14 protein-coding genes are annotated in these 14934 nt (G+C 50.1%); 9 read left to right on the top strand and 5 right to left on the bottom strand.

What is annotated here, in order from left to right:
• Positions 1 to 3 precede the first annotated feature (3 nt).
• From ACUY4S_RS05070 to ACUY4S_RS05060, 3 genes are all read right to left on the bottom strand, one after another.
• The gene (locus ACUY4S_RS05070) at positions 4 to 1398 is read right to left on the bottom strand and encodes a DASS family sodium-coupled anion symporter (protein ID WP_312691312.1); all 1395 of its coding nucleotides are present in this window, start codon (positions 1396 to 1398) and stop codon (positions 4 to 6) included.
• Positions 1399 to 1467: 69 nt separating this feature from the next.
• The gene (locus ACUY4S_RS05065; RefSeq protein ID WP_312691311.1) at positions 1468 to 2166 is read right to left on the bottom strand and encodes an RraA family protein; all 699 of its coding nucleotides are present in this window, start codon (positions 2164 to 2166) and stop codon (positions 1468 to 1470) included.
• A gap of 9 nt (positions 2167 to 2175) precedes the next feature.
• Positions 2176 to 3129 (bottom strand): hydroxyacid dehydrogenase, encoded by a 954-nt coding sequence (locus ACUY4S_RS05060; RefSeq protein WP_312691310.1) that lies wholly within the window; start codon positions 3127 to 3129, stop codon positions 2176 to 2178.
• 336 nt (positions 3130 to 3465) lie between these two features.
• On the opposite strand from ACUY4S_RS05060, the gene ACUY4S_RS05055 reads away from it, so the two are divergent.
• Positions 3466 to 3738 (top strand): LysR family transcriptional regulator, encoded by a 273-nt coding sequence (locus ACUY4S_RS05055; protein ID WP_458022123.1) that lies wholly within the window; start codon positions 3466 to 3468, stop codon positions 3736 to 3738.
• Between the two features lie 122 nt (positions 3739 to 3860).
• Here ACUY4S_RS05055 and ACUY4S_RS05050 read toward each other — a convergent pair whose 3' ends face one another.
• On the bottom strand, positions 3861 to 4445 hold the full coding sequence (locus ACUY4S_RS05050) for a TetR/AcrR family transcriptional regulator (RefSeq protein ID WP_458022124.1): 585 nt from the start codon (positions 4443 to 4445) through the stop codon (positions 3861 to 3863).
• Between the two features lie 110 nt (positions 4446 to 4555).
• Between ACUY4S_RS05050 and ACUY4S_RS05045 the strand changes: the two genes are divergently transcribed.
• From ACUY4S_RS05045 to ACUY4S_RS05030, 4 genes are all read left to right on the top strand, one after another.
• Positions 4556 to 5140, top strand: a complete 585-nt coding sequence (locus ACUY4S_RS05045; RefSeq protein WP_458022125.1) for an NAD(P)H-dependent oxidoreductase — start codon at positions 4556 to 4558, stop codon at positions 5138 to 5140.
• 197 nt (positions 5141 to 5337) lie between these two features.
• Positions 5338 to 7662, top strand: coding sequence for a tetratricopeptide repeat protein (locus tag ACUY4S_RS05040; RefSeq protein ID WP_458022126.1), 2325 nt, complete (start codon positions 5338 to 5340; stop codon positions 7660 to 7662).
• Positions 7652 to 7972, top strand: coding sequence for a hypothetical protein (locus ACUY4S_RS05035; RefSeq protein ID WP_312691305.1), 321 nt, complete (start codon positions 7652 to 7654; stop codon positions 7970 to 7972). The genes ACUY4S_RS05040 and ACUY4S_RS05035 overlap by 11 nt, the downstream gene beginning before the upstream one ends.
• A gap of 25 nt (positions 7973 to 7997) precedes the next feature.
• Positions 7998 to 8306 (top strand): monooxygenase, encoded by a 309-nt coding sequence (locus ACUY4S_RS05030; protein ID WP_458022127.1) that lies wholly within the window; start codon positions 7998 to 8000, stop codon positions 8304 to 8306.
• A 69-nt stretch (positions 8307 to 8375) separates the two neighbouring features.
• On the opposite strand, the gene ACUY4S_RS05025 is transcribed toward ACUY4S_RS05030, so the two are convergent.
• A complete protein-coding gene (locus ACUY4S_RS05025) occupies positions 8376 to 9707 on the bottom strand; it encodes a 2-hydroxycarboxylate transporter family protein (protein WP_312691303.1) in 1332 nt (443 codons plus the stop codon).
• A gap of 437 nt (positions 9708 to 10144) precedes the next feature.
• Between ACUY4S_RS05025 and ACUY4S_RS05020 the strand changes: the two genes are divergently transcribed.
• The 4 genes from ACUY4S_RS05020 (at position 10145) to chbC (ending at position 14865) form a co-directional block, all read left to right on the top strand.
• Positions 10145 to 11086 (top strand): AEC family transporter, encoded by a 942-nt coding sequence (locus ACUY4S_RS05020; RefSeq protein ID WP_312691302.1) that lies wholly within the window; start codon positions 10145 to 10147, stop codon positions 11084 to 11086.
• 66 nt (positions 11087 to 11152) lie between these two features.
• Positions 11153 to 12838, top strand: coding sequence for an NAD-dependent malic enzyme (locus ACUY4S_RS05015; RefSeq protein WP_312691301.1), 1686 nt, complete (start codon positions 11153 to 11155; stop codon positions 12836 to 12838).
• Positions 12839 to 13114: 276 nt separating this feature from the next.
• Positions 13115 to 13435 (top strand): PTS sugar transporter subunit IIB, encoded by a 321-nt coding sequence (locus ACUY4S_RS05010; RefSeq protein WP_458024252.1) that lies wholly within the window; start codon positions 13115 to 13117, stop codon positions 13433 to 13435.
• A 71-nt stretch (positions 13436 to 13506) separates the two neighbouring features.
• Positions 13507 to 14865 (top strand): PTS N,N'-diacetylchitobiose transporter subunit IIC, encoded by a 1359-nt coding sequence (chbC, locus tag ACUY4S_RS05005; protein ID WP_312691300.1) that lies wholly within the window; start codon positions 13507 to 13509, stop codon positions 14863 to 14865.
• The last annotated feature ends 69 nt before the right edge of the window (positions 14866 to 14934 follow it).

Below are 14934 nucleotides of genomic sequence, written 5' to 3'. Positions count from 1 at the left end.
CTGTCAGATACCGATAAACTTCCAGTAAGGAATGCCGATCAGGAAAAAGACCAGCACGTTAACCAGCACCATGATCGAGCCAAGTAACCAGAAGGTTTTTTGCGGCACGTAACCACTCGAAAAGGTGAATACACCTGCGCCGTTGCCATAATGGGTGAGCAGTGCGCCGTACCCTGCCGAAAATGCCAGCGAGAGCGCGATATACATGGGGTTGGCCTGTGTTGTCATGCCAAGCGTGAACAGCACTGGATAGAACGAAACAACAAACGCACTATTCGAAACGAAGAAGTACCGGACGGCAAGACTAATAAAGACCAGCACGCCAATTGCACTGAGTTCGCTCAGCTGTGACAAATCGAGATAGCCTTTGATCACATCAACCAGGTAGACATAAAACCCGCCCTTCGAGAGCGCAACGGCACAGCCATAGAATGCGCCATACCAGACGAAAGTCTGCCAGGCGGTTTTTTCACTGACCACATCGTTCCAGCTCAACACACCAAACAGCAGCAGGCAGGCGAGGAAAGCCAGTCCTACGGGAATAAAATCAATGCCTGTTACCGATCCGGTCATCCAGCCGATGATCCCCAGAACAAAGAAAACGATGAGCAGTTTCTCTTCGCGTTTCACCGGTCCCAGTTCACGCAGCCCCTGCTCCGCGATTTCATTTACATTAGTGATGGTTTTAAGTTCCGGCGCATACAGCTTATACAGTAGCCATGGCGCAAGCAGTAACACTAACCCGGCAGGAACGATCGCGGCCTTGAACCATACCATCCACTCAAGGTGGACTTTCATGATCTCATTCGCCAGCGAAACGGTAATGGAGTTGGTGGCCATGCCGGTCATAAACAGGCTGGAGGTACCCATCGATACCACATACATCAGTATGGTTAAATAAGCGCCTATCTTCCGGCTTCCCTCTTCCGGCGTTGAACCTAACGCTTCGGCTATGTTCCTGAAGATAGGGAAAGTGATACCACCTGAACGCGACATGTTCGATCCCGTAGCAGGAGCGAGCACGGTATCGGTAACCATCATCAGATAGCCCAGCGTCAGGGTATTTTTGCCGTAGCGCTTCAATAACATATAGGCGATACGTTTACCGAGGCCGGTAATGACAAAGGCTTTACAGATAATAAATGCACTAATAATAAACCAGACCATTGGACTACCGAAACCGGCAAAAAGTGGGCCGGGTTCAATAACCAGTGAAGCAAAACCCAAAATGATCAGCATAATTACTGAATCAGTAAATGGTCTTAAGACCAGGCCGCACAACATGGCTAAATAAATACCTACCATTTCCCATGTTTGTGCTGATACACCTTCAGGATGGGGGGTGATCCAGAATAAGATTGGAAAAAAGATAATGGGCAGGAGTTTCAGATAAAGCATATTCGATTACCTTTATTTATCAGCCACACGCCGCATGCGGCGGTGTGGCTTTTAATTATCTAATCATTTTTAACGATACAGGCTGTCAATAAACTCAACGCCTTTTTCATCCAATGACTTTCTTACCCACGCGCGGTTTGCGGTGCCATTTTTTGCGGCCTCGACTTTACCCGCATCGAATTTGGAATATTCTTTTGCTTTATCTAGCAAGGCCGCAGCATCATTGAGAGGGATAACAATCACCCCGTCAGCATCGCCAACAATCAGATCTCCTGGACAAACTGCGACGCCTCCTACAGCGATGGGGGTATTAACCTCTCCCGGACCTTCTTTGAACGGGCCTGCAGGGTTCGAACCGGTGGCGTAGAGATGAAAATCCAGTACAGAAAGCGCATCAATATCGCGGATCGGGCCGTCCAGCACAATACCGGCAACCTTTTTGGTGCATTGCGCATACGCTACCATAATTTCGCCCATCAGCGCCCTGGAACGATCGCCTTCGTTGGATACAACGATCACATCATTTTCCGTTGCCATATCAAGCGCGGCATGCAGCATTAAATTGTCGCCAGCCCGGGCTTTCACGGTAATAGCATAACCGGCCATAATCGGCTTTTTGGGCGAAGAGATTCGTTTAATACCATTTCCCAGTACAGCAATACGATTCATCGTATCCGCGATATTGGCGGCAGGCAGTTGCTCATAATGCTTTAATAATTCCACATCAAATGCCGGGCGTTGAGTAAATACACGATTACCAATAGACATATATTCTCCTTAAAACCCCGGGACCGGCCAGGATGGTTTTTTGCCAGATAAAACTTCATCAATACCAATTGCAGAATGTAAAGACGCCCGATCGGTCGCTTCTTGTGTTGCCGCACCAATATGTGGACCAATAACGATATTGTTCAGTTTGAATATAGGGTCGGCAGCATCGAAAGGCTCTTTCTTCAATACATCGACACCTGCACCGGCAATAAGATTATTTGCAAGGGCGTGATAAAGCGCCTTTTCGTCAACAAGCTTGCCACGGGCAGTATTGATTAAAAAAGCATCCGACTTCATCAATGAGAATTGTTTCTCACCGATAAAATCAATTGTTTCCGCTGTGGTCGGGCAGTGTAATGAGACGAAGTCGCTCTCTTTGAAGATACGGTCAAAATCATTCGTAAGCTCAACGCCTTCGGGAACTTGTTCCGCTGTTTTATAGGGATCATAGGCAATAACCTTCATATTGAATCCATGCAGTGCTTTAATCGCAACACGTGAACCAATATTACCTACGCCAATTAAACCCAAAACTTTACCGTCTAATTCTACTTTTGGTGTGCGTAATTTTGCCCAGTAATAGTCTTCGAGCATCTTTTCTTCTACCAGTTTAAAATTACGCGAACAGTGCAACATATAAAAAATTGCCAGTTCAGCAACAGACATACTATTGGCAAGAGGGGCATTGAGAACAATAACACCGTGGCGCTTTGCAGACTCCAGATCTACCGTATCGTAACCAGCGCCATGGCGAACCACAACTTTCAGTTTTTTCGCTGCCTCAAATACGCGATCAGACATTTTGGAAAGACGAACGATAATGCCATCACAGTCAGGGATATCACGAATAATATCCTCTTCTTCCATTCCTGAGCCATCAATGAGTTGATAGCCGCGGCTTTCAAGATACTCTCTTCCTTCACGCATAATTTCCTGAGGAAGTAAAATTTTGTACGTCATTAAAATTTCTCCAGTGTTGATTACCCCCTTTTAATTGCACTTCATGTGCCAAAATAAAAAAACATTAAGAAAAATTAAGCAACCCATTGAAATTAAAAGAAATTAACTTTAAGGAATATTTTTTAATTAGTGATACATTTCACAATTCTGGCTTTTGAAATTACAGAAAAATACCATAATGAAATGACTGAATTTCATTATGAAATAGAAAACCCAAAGAAAATCACATAATAATCACGCCCCTTTCCATTCGCCGAATCTTTTAAGAATAAAAAAATAATGTTATAGATGACATCGCAGCAGCACATTAATCGTGCCTCATGACAAGGCGGCCGAATGAATATTGAGCAATTAAAGATCTTCATCACGCTGGTACGAACAAAGAGCATTAAAGAAACAGCCGTGATAACTGGAGAAGATGAATTACTTATTATCAAAAACCTACAACAACTGGAGAATAGTATTGGATTTGATTTAGTCAAACGAGGAAAAGACGTCCGGAAAATTATACTCTCGGAGAAAGGTGCAGCGTTTTACGCGCTCACACCAAGAATGATCACTCTTCTTGGCGAGGTGGATGAAATAAGAAAAAGTTCAGCCCTTCGTTAAGGTTAGAGAACCCCAAAAATGCGGGGAAATATCTTTTTGTGCGAAGCCATGCTGCCACTAAGTATATTTGTTGCTGACTATATGAGTCGCAGAGGCGAAATATGGCGCCCCTGCGCAGTTTTTTAACCTCCACGCACCCGGATAACAATCGCGGTGCGCAATTCCTCTTTGGCCTGTGTTTCGCTGATCGCGCCCTGCACAGCAGCCCAGGATAGCCCTTCCGCCGCGCCTAAAATCCCCCACAGCGCGGCATCACCCAGCGGCTGGGCGCAAAAAGGCGCAAACAGCGCGCCACATTTGGCAGTGAAATCGACCGCGTAATCACGGCGGATTTTCTCCAGCTCCGGCGTTCCGGCCAGCGCGGCCAGCACACTGGGCATCTCGCGGCCCTGTAGCAGAACACATTCGATATACGCCGTGGCGATCACCCCGGCCAGCTTCTCCAGTTCCGGCTCGGTTCGGCTGATGATCTCGTCCATTTTCTGGTTCTGCCGCTGATCATATTCACGGTACAGCGCCGCCAGAAGACCAGAACGGCTGGTGAAATGATCGTACACCACCGGCTTTGTCACCCCCGCCAGCTCGGCCAGATGCCCCAGGGTCAATGCCTCTGTCCCCTCGCTGCGGATGATCTGCCAGGCCACATCCACCAGTTGTGTATAGCGTTCTTCACGCGTCAGCCGCTGACGCACGCGGATCTCCGTCATCTCTCCCCCTTGACAGTCTTATATACCAACAGTAACTTACTATGAGTAGGTTACCATTGGTATATTAGATTACGTTCGTTAAAGCCCGATAGCAACTGAGGAGGTTGTACATGCATGCATTAATCGTGGTTTCTCATCCCTTAACGCACTCACTGACTCACAGCGTTGCGCAGGCCGTGGCGCACGGCATTCAGGCAAAGGGGCAACACAGTGTTGAAGTAGCCGACCTGACACGTGAAGGTTTTAACCCGGTGTTTTCTGCTGCAGATATGGCAGCTTTTACCTTGTCTGCCCCGCTCCCTGCCGATGTACTTGCGGAACAGGCCCGTATTGCAAGCGCCGATGCGCTGGTGCTGGTTTTCCCCATTTACTGGTGGACAATGCCAGGTTTATTAAAAGGCTGGATCGATCGTGTGTTTGCGAACGGCTGGGCCTATGAAGAAGGCCCTGATGGCAAGGTCGCCAAAAAACTCGGGCATTTGCCGGTGCACCTGGTGGCGCTTGGCGGTGCCGATCAGAAGACTTTTGAAAAGCATGGCTATGCACAATCGTGGAAGACGCAAATCGCTCACGGTATTTTTGATTATTGCGGCGCGCCAGTTGCCACCAATACCACATTAATGCTGCCAGATATGGGTAGCCCCGAAATGTGTTTACAGCGGGCAACAGAAATAGGCGAGAATATATTTTCGTAGCCTGTGTCATGCGTTATCTATTGCCAGACGCTGGAATCAGCGGATTTCAGCGTCCTCTTCACCCTCATTAACGTGTGCGTAATATAAACGTTGGCATACCTATAATCCGCAGCCCAATAGTTGCCATCTGCACATATTGACTTACGGACTTAGCGAACCTTATTCTTTCGCTTTCTCATTGACGAGCAAAAGAAACCATGCGTTTTCTTCCTTTATTTCTGAGCGTGATCCTGCTGGCATGCCCAACGCTGGCGGCTGAGCAAAACACCACGCCCTCTGTTGATCAACTGATTCAACTGAACCGCGAGCAGGCGAAGCTGGAGGAGCAAGTCCGCGCCAACGCAGACGAAATAAAGAGTAATGCCGCCAAAAGCGACAGCGACCTGGCAAAGCAAATCGCCATTATTAACGATAAAATCAGCGCCACCGATAAGCTGGTCGAGGTTCGCGTGACGAATATCGAACAGTGGTCGCTCTACTACGCCATCTTTTATGCCATTGCCGGAATACTCGTTACCTTTTTCATTGTCGGGCTGGGCTTTATGAGTTACCGACAAACGAAAAAAGAGTCGGAAGAGATTGCCAAAAGAGAATCGGAAATCGCCGCCAAAAAGAAAGTCGACGAATGGTTTGATAAACGACAAAGTGAGATTAACGGGCAAATGGCATCGCTGATTGCAGCGGCCAGCGATGTGCTGAAACTATTGCAGGAAAAAGCCGACAATGCCGACAAATATACCAGCACCATTATGGAAAACCTTAAAACGACCGAGTGGATAAAAGAGTCGCTGGAGAAAAATGAGATTACCAACCGCGTCGATAAAACGCCCCCTAAAACCTCGACTTTCACCTGGGAAGAATCTGGAAGTAATGACGCAGAACAGGATGATGCGGAAGCCATCGCCAGAGATTTGCTGAATCAGGCTGTTACTCGTGGTTTAACAGGCGATCCGACCGGTGAAATTGAGATTTATGACGACCTCATTGAGCAGTTTATCAATCATCCGACACTGGCAGTACAGGTTCTGGCTGTGAAGGCATTGTTTTTTAAAGCCATTACCTTCGGTGAAATGGATGAAGCCAGTGAAGAGATAGACCTTTACGATCGCTTAGTTGCTGATTATCAGCATCATCCTGCCCGCGAAATCCAAATTCTGGTGGCGAAAAGCTTATATAACAAAGCCATCACCCTTAACGCTCTGGGTAAAAAAGAAGACGCGCTGGCGGTGTACAATCAAATTATTGATAACTACCAGGACAGTGGTGAAATAGAGCATATCAAGAAAGTCGCTGCCGCCATGCTGAATAAAGCCATTACCCTCGGCCAGTTAGGTAAACCGGAAGAAGAGCTGCATATTTACGACCAGATTATCGAGAAATATAAGGATGCTTCCGACAGCGATGTTCAGGAAACTGTCGCCATGGCGCTGGTGAATAAGGGCATTACGCTCGGCCGACAAGGAAAAGAGCAGGAAGAACTGCAGGCGTATGAGCAAGTGATCACAACCCTGGCTGAATGCAGCGAACCCGGCGTTCAGGAGCAGGTGTCGAAGGCCATGCTCAATAAAGCGGTCATTCTCTTCCGGCAGGATAAGGTTGATGAAGCCATTGCCACTTATCGATTGTTAATCACCACCTACCAAACCTGCGAAGACGAAGAGATCCAGGATCGTGTAAATAAGGCGATGATGAGTCTGGCGCTTTGTTTAGATAAGCAAGGTAACGGATCGGAAGCCCTCAAAATTTATGATCAATTGATTGCGAAAGTGAATAACCGTGACGAGGTGGAGCAGGTTAAGCGCCTTGCACGAGCCCTCACCAACAAGGCCTCGCTCCTGAGCAAACAAGGGCTGCTACGAGAAAGCATTGCCGCAAATGATCAACTGATTGCCCGCCTCCAGGATAATGAGGAACTCTTCCTGCAAGAACGCGTGGCCAGAGCAATGTTAAATAAAGCCATCCTGCTGGGGAAAATCGGTGAAACAACGGCAGAACAGGAAGCGTACTCACAACTGATTGCCCGCTACCAGACCGCAACCGCGCCGACACTGCAGGAGCAGGTTGCCAAGGCCCTGTATAATAAAGCCAACTCTCTGGGCCGGCAGGGCGCGACGGAAGAGCAAGTCCAGCTCTACAACCAACTGATTGCCCGTTTCGATGGCACCACGGAACCCGCCCTGCAGGAGGCATTAGCAAAAGCCATCTTTAACCGGGCCAGCGTGTACTTCAGAACCGAAAGATGGGAACCGGCAGCCGAATCTTACGGGCAAGTGATTGAAACCTTTAAATATAATGACGCAGATGAAATTCAGGATACCGTTGCTAAGGCCATGTTCTACCTGAGCATGACCCATGAAAAGCAAAACCAGCACTCAGCAGCGCTACAAAGTTATACCGCTTTTATCGAACGCTTTGGCAGCCATTCTCATGATGAGATCCAGAAACTGATCGCCACCGCGAAAGTCAAACTGGAACTGCTTAAAGCACAACAATCACCTAAGCAGAATGACGATGCAGAATAACGCTGCGCCGGGGCGACACCGATTATTCTACCCGACCACCTTTGGCTGGTGGCTGCTGGCAAATATTTTCAATATGCTGGCGCAAACCGTCTTTAACGCCTTTTCCAGCGCATTATTCGGCGAAAACCTGGTGATGAGTATGCTTATCGCCGTGGCGATGTTCATCTGGTATGTCGAATATAGCCTTACCTACTACCGCGCCCTGAAAGCCCGCAACAGCATCGGGCGCTTTTTTCTGGCAGGCTGGGTTTTGCTGACGTTACTCTGTTTTGCCACCAGCTCGGTCTGGCTACTGCTGTTAGTGCGCTAAGCGCAATCTTTATCAAGGAGGATGTATGTCGAAAAAACTGTTACAGCTTCATTTCAGTTTTAACGGGCCTTTTGGCGAGGCAATGTCGCACCAGTTGCAAACGCTTGCCGAATCTATTAACCAGGAGCCGGGGTTTCTCTGGAAAGTCTGGACGGAAAATGAAAGCAGCCAGGAAGCGGGCGGTATTTATCTCTTTGCCGATGAAGGGAGCGCACTGGCCTATTTACATAAACATGTTGCGCGCCTGAAAGACCTGGGCGTGGATGACGTAAACTGGAAACTGTTCGATATCAACGAACCCTTAACCCAGCTTAACCACGGTCAACTTGTTTGATTGTTGCCAGCCAGGTGCCAGTAACTCAATAACCAGGCCAGATCGGCGACGATCTGGCCTTTTGTTGCGTTACACCACCCAGCTCATCAGCAGGGTTGCCGCAATCACCGTCGACGCCCCGCCAATACGTGTGGCGATTTGTGCAAAGGGCATCAGCGACATGCGGTTCGACGCCGAGAGGATCGCTACGTCGCCGGTACCGCCCAGCCCACTGTGGCAACTGGTGACGATCGCCGCTTCCACCGGGTACATATTCAGCCACGAGGCAATAAAGTAGCCGCTCAGCGCCATGGCGATCACCACGGATCCGCACACCACCACATACCCCACTGAAAACACGGCGACCACGCTCTCCAGCGGCACATACAGCATGCCCAGGCCAATCATCAGCGGCCAGACCAGCGCGGCCGAGACAAATTTATAGCAGCTGTGCGCCCCCTGCTCCATCGAGGCCGGGATCACCTGAGCGTATTTACACAATACCGCGATGAGTATCATCAGCACCGGGCCAGGAATATGCACCAGTTTTTCGAATAAGCCACCGACAATAAAGAAGGCGCAAATCATCAGCAATCCGCCGCCCATTAACTGGAAATCGGTATTTTGCGCGCCTTGCGCCTGCGCAAAGATACGGTTGTCGGCATCGCTGCGAATCAGCATCCCGTTGCCTGTCAGCGACGGGCGGCGCATTCCGATACGCGACAATATGCCAGCGCATATGATGGCAAAAATATTGCCCACCACGGCCGCAGGTGCGAGTTGCGCGACATAGACATCCGGTGTTTGCCCAAGAATGGCAGAATAGGCCAGCGACAGCGGTAATATACCTTCGCCAATGCCACCACCAATAATCGGCACGATGATAAAAAAGAAGGTGTGATAAGGCGTATAGCCAAACAGCATACCCACCAGCAAGCCAGACGCCACCGCCATCACGGTGCCGGCAACCAGCGGAACGAACATGCGGATCATCCCCTGGATCAGGATCACCCGGTTCATCCCCAAAATGCTACCGACCACCAGGCAGGCAATGACAAAGTAGAGGAGATTGGCTTCCTTCATCAGCAGATGAACAGTGGCCAGGGTATGCGGTTCGAACAGACCAAAATAGACCAGCACCGAAGGCACCATCAGGCAAAGGATGGCGGGGCCGCCAATGTCTTTCAGCACTGGCAGCATGCGGCCAATTTTGGCAAAGGCAAACCCCAGCGTCATGATCACTGCCAGGCCACCAATCATATTTTTTGGCAACAATCCGGCGGCCGCCGATACGGCGACAATCGAGGCGATACCCATAAACAACAGCAGCGGTACCGCGCCAACTTCAAGCCCTTGCAGGCGGGCGAATTGCCCTCCGGCAGGAGATGTTTCGACAGAGGGGGTAAGAGGATTATCTTTCATTATTTTCACCTGATTCGCTATTAATAAATAACAGTGGGCCAGGAATAACCTCAGGGTTATTCGTAATCGATAAACTGCTTGAAAAAATAAAACCAACGTAATAAATATTGCCACCAGAAGGTTATGAATAAATACTAACTGTGACAATCTGTAAATAGCATAGAGAATTAGCGATGTTAAAATTGTGAATGTCGTGGTGATTTACGTTTAAATAACTTAACTCAGTCATTTGTAAATAAAGTAACCAGTAAACCCTCTGTTTCAGACAATCCCAACAAAAATAGAAAGTTAGCCCTCCGACATCCTCCAATTAATTAAAGTAGCCTTTTTGAAACTAATTAAAACAGAAGAAGTGTGATTGCAATCACCTCCGGGGATAAAGGCGCTGGTTAGAGTGCCGCCTGAAAACAATGTAAAACAAATCCCAGGAAACTTTTATGCCTTCACTACTCTTACAATCTTTATTCCCGTTGGTTTTTATTATGCTTTTAGGCTGGTTAAGCGGGAAATTAGGTTATACGCGGCGCGAAGATGCCACCGTATTAGCCACGGTGGTGATCCGTTTTGCTCTGCCTTTCCACCTTTTTATTGGCGCGTTGAACACCAATCCAGACAAAATCAAAAACTTCTCATTTATGGCGGTGCTGATTATCGGCCTGATGGGCTCGTATTTGCTGACACTGGTGTTGTCGCGTTATGTCTTCCGCCACGATATTAAGACCAGTGCAATACAATCTCTGGTGTGCGCTTTCCCTGATATGGCCTATTTTGGCGCACCGGTACTGGCGGTGTTGATCGGACCGGAAGGGTTCCTGGGCGTGCTGATTGGCAACTTAATTACCAGCGTGTTCATGATCCCACTGACCATTATCCTTATTCGTATGGGCGATAAAGACGCCGACAGCGAAGCGCTACATCCTGGCAAACTGATCCTGCAAAACCTGTTGCGTGCCGTGCGTAATCCTATTGTTTGGATCCCCATTACCGGGGTGTTGCTGAGCCTGGCTGGTGTGCAAATTCCGCATCTGTTAAGCGCGCCCATCGAAATGGTGGGTAAAATTGCCGGCGGTTTGTCACTGTTCGCGCTCGGCCTGCTGTTTTATGGCGAACGTCCATCACTGAATATTCATACGTTCACCAATATCAGTATTAAAAACCTGGTACAGCCAGCAATGATGGCTGCGGCCGGGCTGGCTTTTGGCCTGAGCCATACCTTAATGCAGCAGGTGGTGATTATTGGCGCGACCCCTTCTGCCATCGCTGCGGGCATGTTTGCCCTGCGCAGCGATACGTATATTGAATCCGCATCCTCTTCCATTCTTATTGGCACCGCGATCGGCGTCTTAACCGAGGGAATTATGATTTATCTGATTTCCTAACGGGCGAAAAATTTTCGCCAATGCAACGGCAGTGGTGTCGTTATTATTTAGTCAGGAGCAGCAATAATGTTACGCAAAGAGACTCTGTACACGCCCTATACCGGCGCGGTATTACTGGAAAACCCGTTACTGAATAAAGGGCTGGCCTTTAGCGAAGAAGAACGCCTGTCTTTCAACCTGCACGGTTTATTGCCGCATAATGTTGAGAGCATTGAAGAACAAACTGACCGGGCATGGAAGCAATTCTGTCATTTCAAAAAAGATATTTCCCGTCATGTGTATCTGCGCAATATTCAGGATACCAACGAAACCTTGTTTTATAACCTGCTGCGCAAGCATATGCAGGAGACGCTCCCTATTATTTATACACCGACCGTTGGCGAAGCCTGCGAACACTTCTCGGAAATTTACCGCCGCGCGCGTGGGTTATTTATTTCATGGCCGAATCGTCACCATATTGATGAGATGCTGCAAAGCTTCTCACGCAACGATATCCGCGTGATTGTCGTTACCGATGGCGAACGGATACTCGGCCTCGGCGATCAGGGCGTCGGCGGGATGGGCATTCCTATCGGTAAACTCTCGCTGTACACCGCCTGCGGCGGCATTCACCCCGCGTCGACGCTGCCCATTATGCTGGATGTTGGTACCAACAATACACAGCATCTGGAAGATCCACTGTATATGGGCTGGCGTCATCCACGCATCAGCGATGATGAGTATCTGGAGTTTATGGACATGTTTGTTGAGGCGGTGAAAACGCGCTGGCCGAACGTCCTGCTGCAATTTGAAGACTTCGCGCAGAAGAATGCCACCCGACTGCTGAACCGCTATCGCGATCAGCTGTGCTGCTTTAATGATGATATTCAGGGCACGGCTGCAGTGACCTCCGGTACCTTGATGGCCGCGTCTCAGGCTGCGGGGACACGCTTACGGGACCAGCGCGTCGTGTTCCTCGGCAGCGGCTCCGCCGGTTGCGGAATTGCCGACAAAATTATGGCTCTGATGGTCGCCGACGGGCTGACCCCACAGCAGGCCCGCGACAATATCTTCATGATCGATCGCTTCGGTTTGCTGACCGATGACATGCCTAATTTGCTGGATTTCCAGCAAAACCTCGTGACCTCGCGCGAAAGCATTGCGCACTGGCAGGTCGAGTCGAGCAATATCTCGCTGCTGGAAGTCGTCCGCAACGCGCACCCTACCGTGCTGATTGGCGTCTCCGGGCAGCCGGGCCTCTTCAGCGAAGAAGTGGTGAAGGAGATGCACCGCCACTGCCCGCGGCCGATCATTATGCCGCTTTCTAACCCGACCTCGCGTGCCGAAGCCCAGCCAAAAGATTTGATCGAGTGGACGCAGGGGGCTGCACTGATTGCCACAGGCAGCCCGTTCGCACCGGTATTCTGGCAGGACGAACATTTTGAAATCGCCCAGTGCAATAACGCCTACATTTTCCCGGGGCTGGGGTTAGGCGTCCTGGCCGGCAAAGCCAGCCGCGTGACGGAAGGTATGCTGGTTGCAGCAAGCAAAACGCTGGCGGCGCATTCCCCACTGGCCACCACCGAACGCGGCGGTTTACTGCCGCCAGTCGAAATGATCGAAACCGTCTCGCGAGCAATTGCGCTTGAAGTGGCCCGTGTTGCTCAGCAAGAAGGGGTAGCGCCGGCAATGAGCGACGACGCATTGCGGCAGAGCCTGGAGAAAACCTGGTGGAATGCTGACTACAGCACTTATAAACGTTCCTCGTTCTGATCCTCCGCAGCTCACGGAGGAAGCCTGTCCTCCGTGGGCTGTATCGCAAAAACTTCCCCTCTTTATTTCACCAAACTGTGAAGCGGTGCATGGCACTAGGTCAACCACAGACAATTAGGTTACGTGAGAAAATACCCCTCCCCTTGCTGCTGCCGTATACTTCTTTCAGCACAAGAAAAAAGTATTCCAGCGCCCGCCGGATTGCCAGACCGCAACAACAGTGTCGCGCCACGCAAGCCCCGGCAGGGAGTTTCGCAGACAAAAAGGGGCATTTTTATGGAAAAGAAACATATTTATCTGTTCTGTTCTGCCGGCATGTCGACATCCTTACTGGTTTCAAAGATGCGCGCCCAGGCAGAGAAATATGAAGTCCCGGTCATTATCGAAGCATTTTCTGAAACCCTCGCCGCCGAGAAAGGGCCGCATGCCGATGTGATCCTGCTTGGCCCGCAAATTGCGTACCTGCTGCCGGAAATCCAGCGCCTGTTACCGGATAAACCCGTCGAAGTGATCGACCCGCTGCTGTACGGCAAAGTCGATGGTCTGGGCGTACTGAAAGCGGCAGTTGCGACCATAAAAAAAGCGGCGGCGCATTAATTCCTGCCAGCAACGCCTCATCTCTCTGTTTCACCGCGCTGCCTTAGCGCGGTAACGAAAGGTATTTTCCTATGAGTAATGCCATTGCTTCGCTTGAAAAAATCCTGCTTCCTTTCGCGGTAAAAATCAGCAAACAACCTCACGTGAATGCCATTAAAAACGGGTTTATCCGCTTAATGCCGCTAACGCTCGCCGGGGCGATGTTTGTCTTAATCAATAACGTGTTTTTGAGTTTTGGCGAAGGGTCGTTTTTTTACTCGTTAGGCGTCCGGCTCGATGCCGGAACGATAGAGACGCTTAATGGTCTGAAAGGCATCGGCGGCAATGTTTACAACGGCACGCTGGGGATCATGTCGCTGATGGCTCCGTTCTTTATCGGCATGTCGCTGGCGGAAGAGCGCAAAGTGGATGCGCTGGCCGCCGGGCTGCTGTCGATCGCGGCCTTTATGACGGTCACGCCCTACAGCGTGGGCGAAGCCTATGCGGTAGGAGCCAACTGGCTGGGTGGGGCGAACATTATTTCCGGGATCATTATTGGCCTGGTGGTGGCGGAAATGTTTACCTTTATTGTGCGCCGCAACTGGGTTATTCGCTTACCGGATAGCGTGCCGGCCTCGGTTTCACGCTCCTTTTCAGCGCTAATCCCAGGTTTTATTATCCTGTCGCTGATGGGCGTGGTGGCCTGGGCGCTGGCGGATGCGGGCACTAACTTCCATCAAATCATTATGGATACGATTTCGACGCCGCTGGCATCGCTCGGTAGCGTGGTGGGTTGGGTGTATGTGATTTTTGTTCCGCTGCTGTGGTTCTTCGGCATCCATGGTTCACTGGCGCTGACCGCTCTGGATAGCGGCATCATGACGCCGTGGGCTCTGGAAAACATTGCCACTTATCAGCAATACGGATCGGTTGCCGCGGCACTGGACGCCGGTAAAACCTTCCACGTGTGGGCAAAACCGATGCTGGACTCCTATATCTTTCTCGGCGGCAGTGGCGCAACGCTGGGACTTATCATCGCTATCTTTTTGGCCTCACGGCGTGCGGATTATCGCCAGGTGGCGAAACTGGCGCTGCCTTCCGGTATCTTCCAGATCAACGAACCTATCCTGTTTGGCCTGCCAATTATCATGAACCCGGTGATGTTTATCCCGTTTATTCTTGTGCAGCCGGTACTGGCGGCGATCACCCTGCTGGCCTGGTATGCGGGCTTTATTCCGCCTATCACAAATATTGCGCCATGGACCATGCCAACCGGGTTGGGCGCTTTCTTTAACACCAACGGCAGTGTGGCTGCGCTGTTGCTGGCCTTATTCAACCTGGCCATTGCCACGCTGATTTATCTTCCCTTTGTGGTTGTCGCGAACAAAGCGCAAAACGCTGTTGAAGAGGAAGAGAGCGAAGAAGACATCGCTAACGCACTGAAGTTTTGAGGTAAACGGCATGCAGAAATGCATGCCGGCTACACCGGAACGGCGCGTGCGCCACAATGCTGAGCCGAG

The sequence above is a fragment of the Kosakonia beeri genome, from assembly GCF_054165705.1.
The sequence above is the reverse complement of the archived record's forward strand: the minus strand, read 5'-3'. Positions and strand labels throughout refer to the sequence as shown.

Excerpts from the sequence above, each read along its gene's own strand:
- ACUY4S_RS05025 (WP_312691303.1), bottom strand. The coding sequence starts at position 9,707 with ATGAAAGATAATCCTCTTACCCCCTCTGTCGAAACATCTCCTGCCGGA.
- ACUY4S_RS05045 (WP_458022125.1), top strand. The coding sequence starts at position 4,556 with ATGCATGCATTAATCGTGGTTTCTCATCCCTTAACGCACTCACTGACT.
- ACUY4S_RS05050 (WP_458022124.1), bottom strand. The coding sequence starts at position 4,445 with ATGACGGAGATCCGCGTGCGTCAGCGGCTGACGCGTGAAGAACGCTAT.
- ACUY4S_RS05010 (WP_458024252.1), top strand. The coding sequence starts at position 13,115 with ATGGAAAAGAAACATATTTATCTGTTCTGTTCTGCCGGCATGTCGACA.
- ACUY4S_RS05070 (WP_312691312.1), bottom strand. The coding sequence starts at position 1,398 with ATGCTTTATCTGAAACTCCTGCCCATTATCTTTTTTCCAATCTTATTC.
- ACUY4S_RS05055 (WP_458022123.1), top strand. The coding sequence starts at position 3,466 with ATGAATATTGAGCAATTAAAGATCTTCATCACGCTGGTACGAACAAAG.
- ACUY4S_RS05060 (WP_312691310.1), bottom strand. The coding sequence starts at position 3,129 with ATGACGTACAAAATTTTACTTCCTCAGGAAATTATGCGTGAAGGAAGA.
- ACUY4S_RS05065 (WP_312691311.1), bottom strand. The coding sequence starts at position 2,166 with ATGTCTATTGGTAATCGTGTATTTACTCAACGCCCGGCATTTGATGTG.
- chbC (WP_312691300.1), top strand. The coding sequence starts at position 13,507 with ATGAGTAATGCCATTGCTTCGCTTGAAAAAATCCTGCTTCCTTTCGCG.
- ACUY4S_RS05035 (WP_312691305.1), top strand. The coding sequence starts at position 7,652 with ATGCAGAATAACGCTGCGCCGGGGCGACACCGATTATTCTACCCGACC.
- ACUY4S_RS05020 (WP_312691302.1), top strand. The coding sequence starts at position 10,145 with ATGCCTTCACTACTCTTACAATCTTTATTCCCGTTGGTTTTTATTATG.
- ACUY4S_RS05030 (WP_458022127.1), top strand. The coding sequence starts at position 7,998 with ATGTCGAAAAAACTGTTACAGCTTCATTTCAGTTTTAACGGGCCTTTT.
- ACUY4S_RS05015 (WP_312691301.1), top strand. The coding sequence starts at position 11,153 with ATGTTACGCAAAGAGACTCTGTACACGCCCTATACCGGCGCGGTATTA.
- ACUY4S_RS05040 (WP_458022126.1), top strand. The coding sequence starts at position 5,338 with ATGCGTTTTCTTCCTTTATTTCTGAGCGTGATCCTGCTGGCATGCCCA.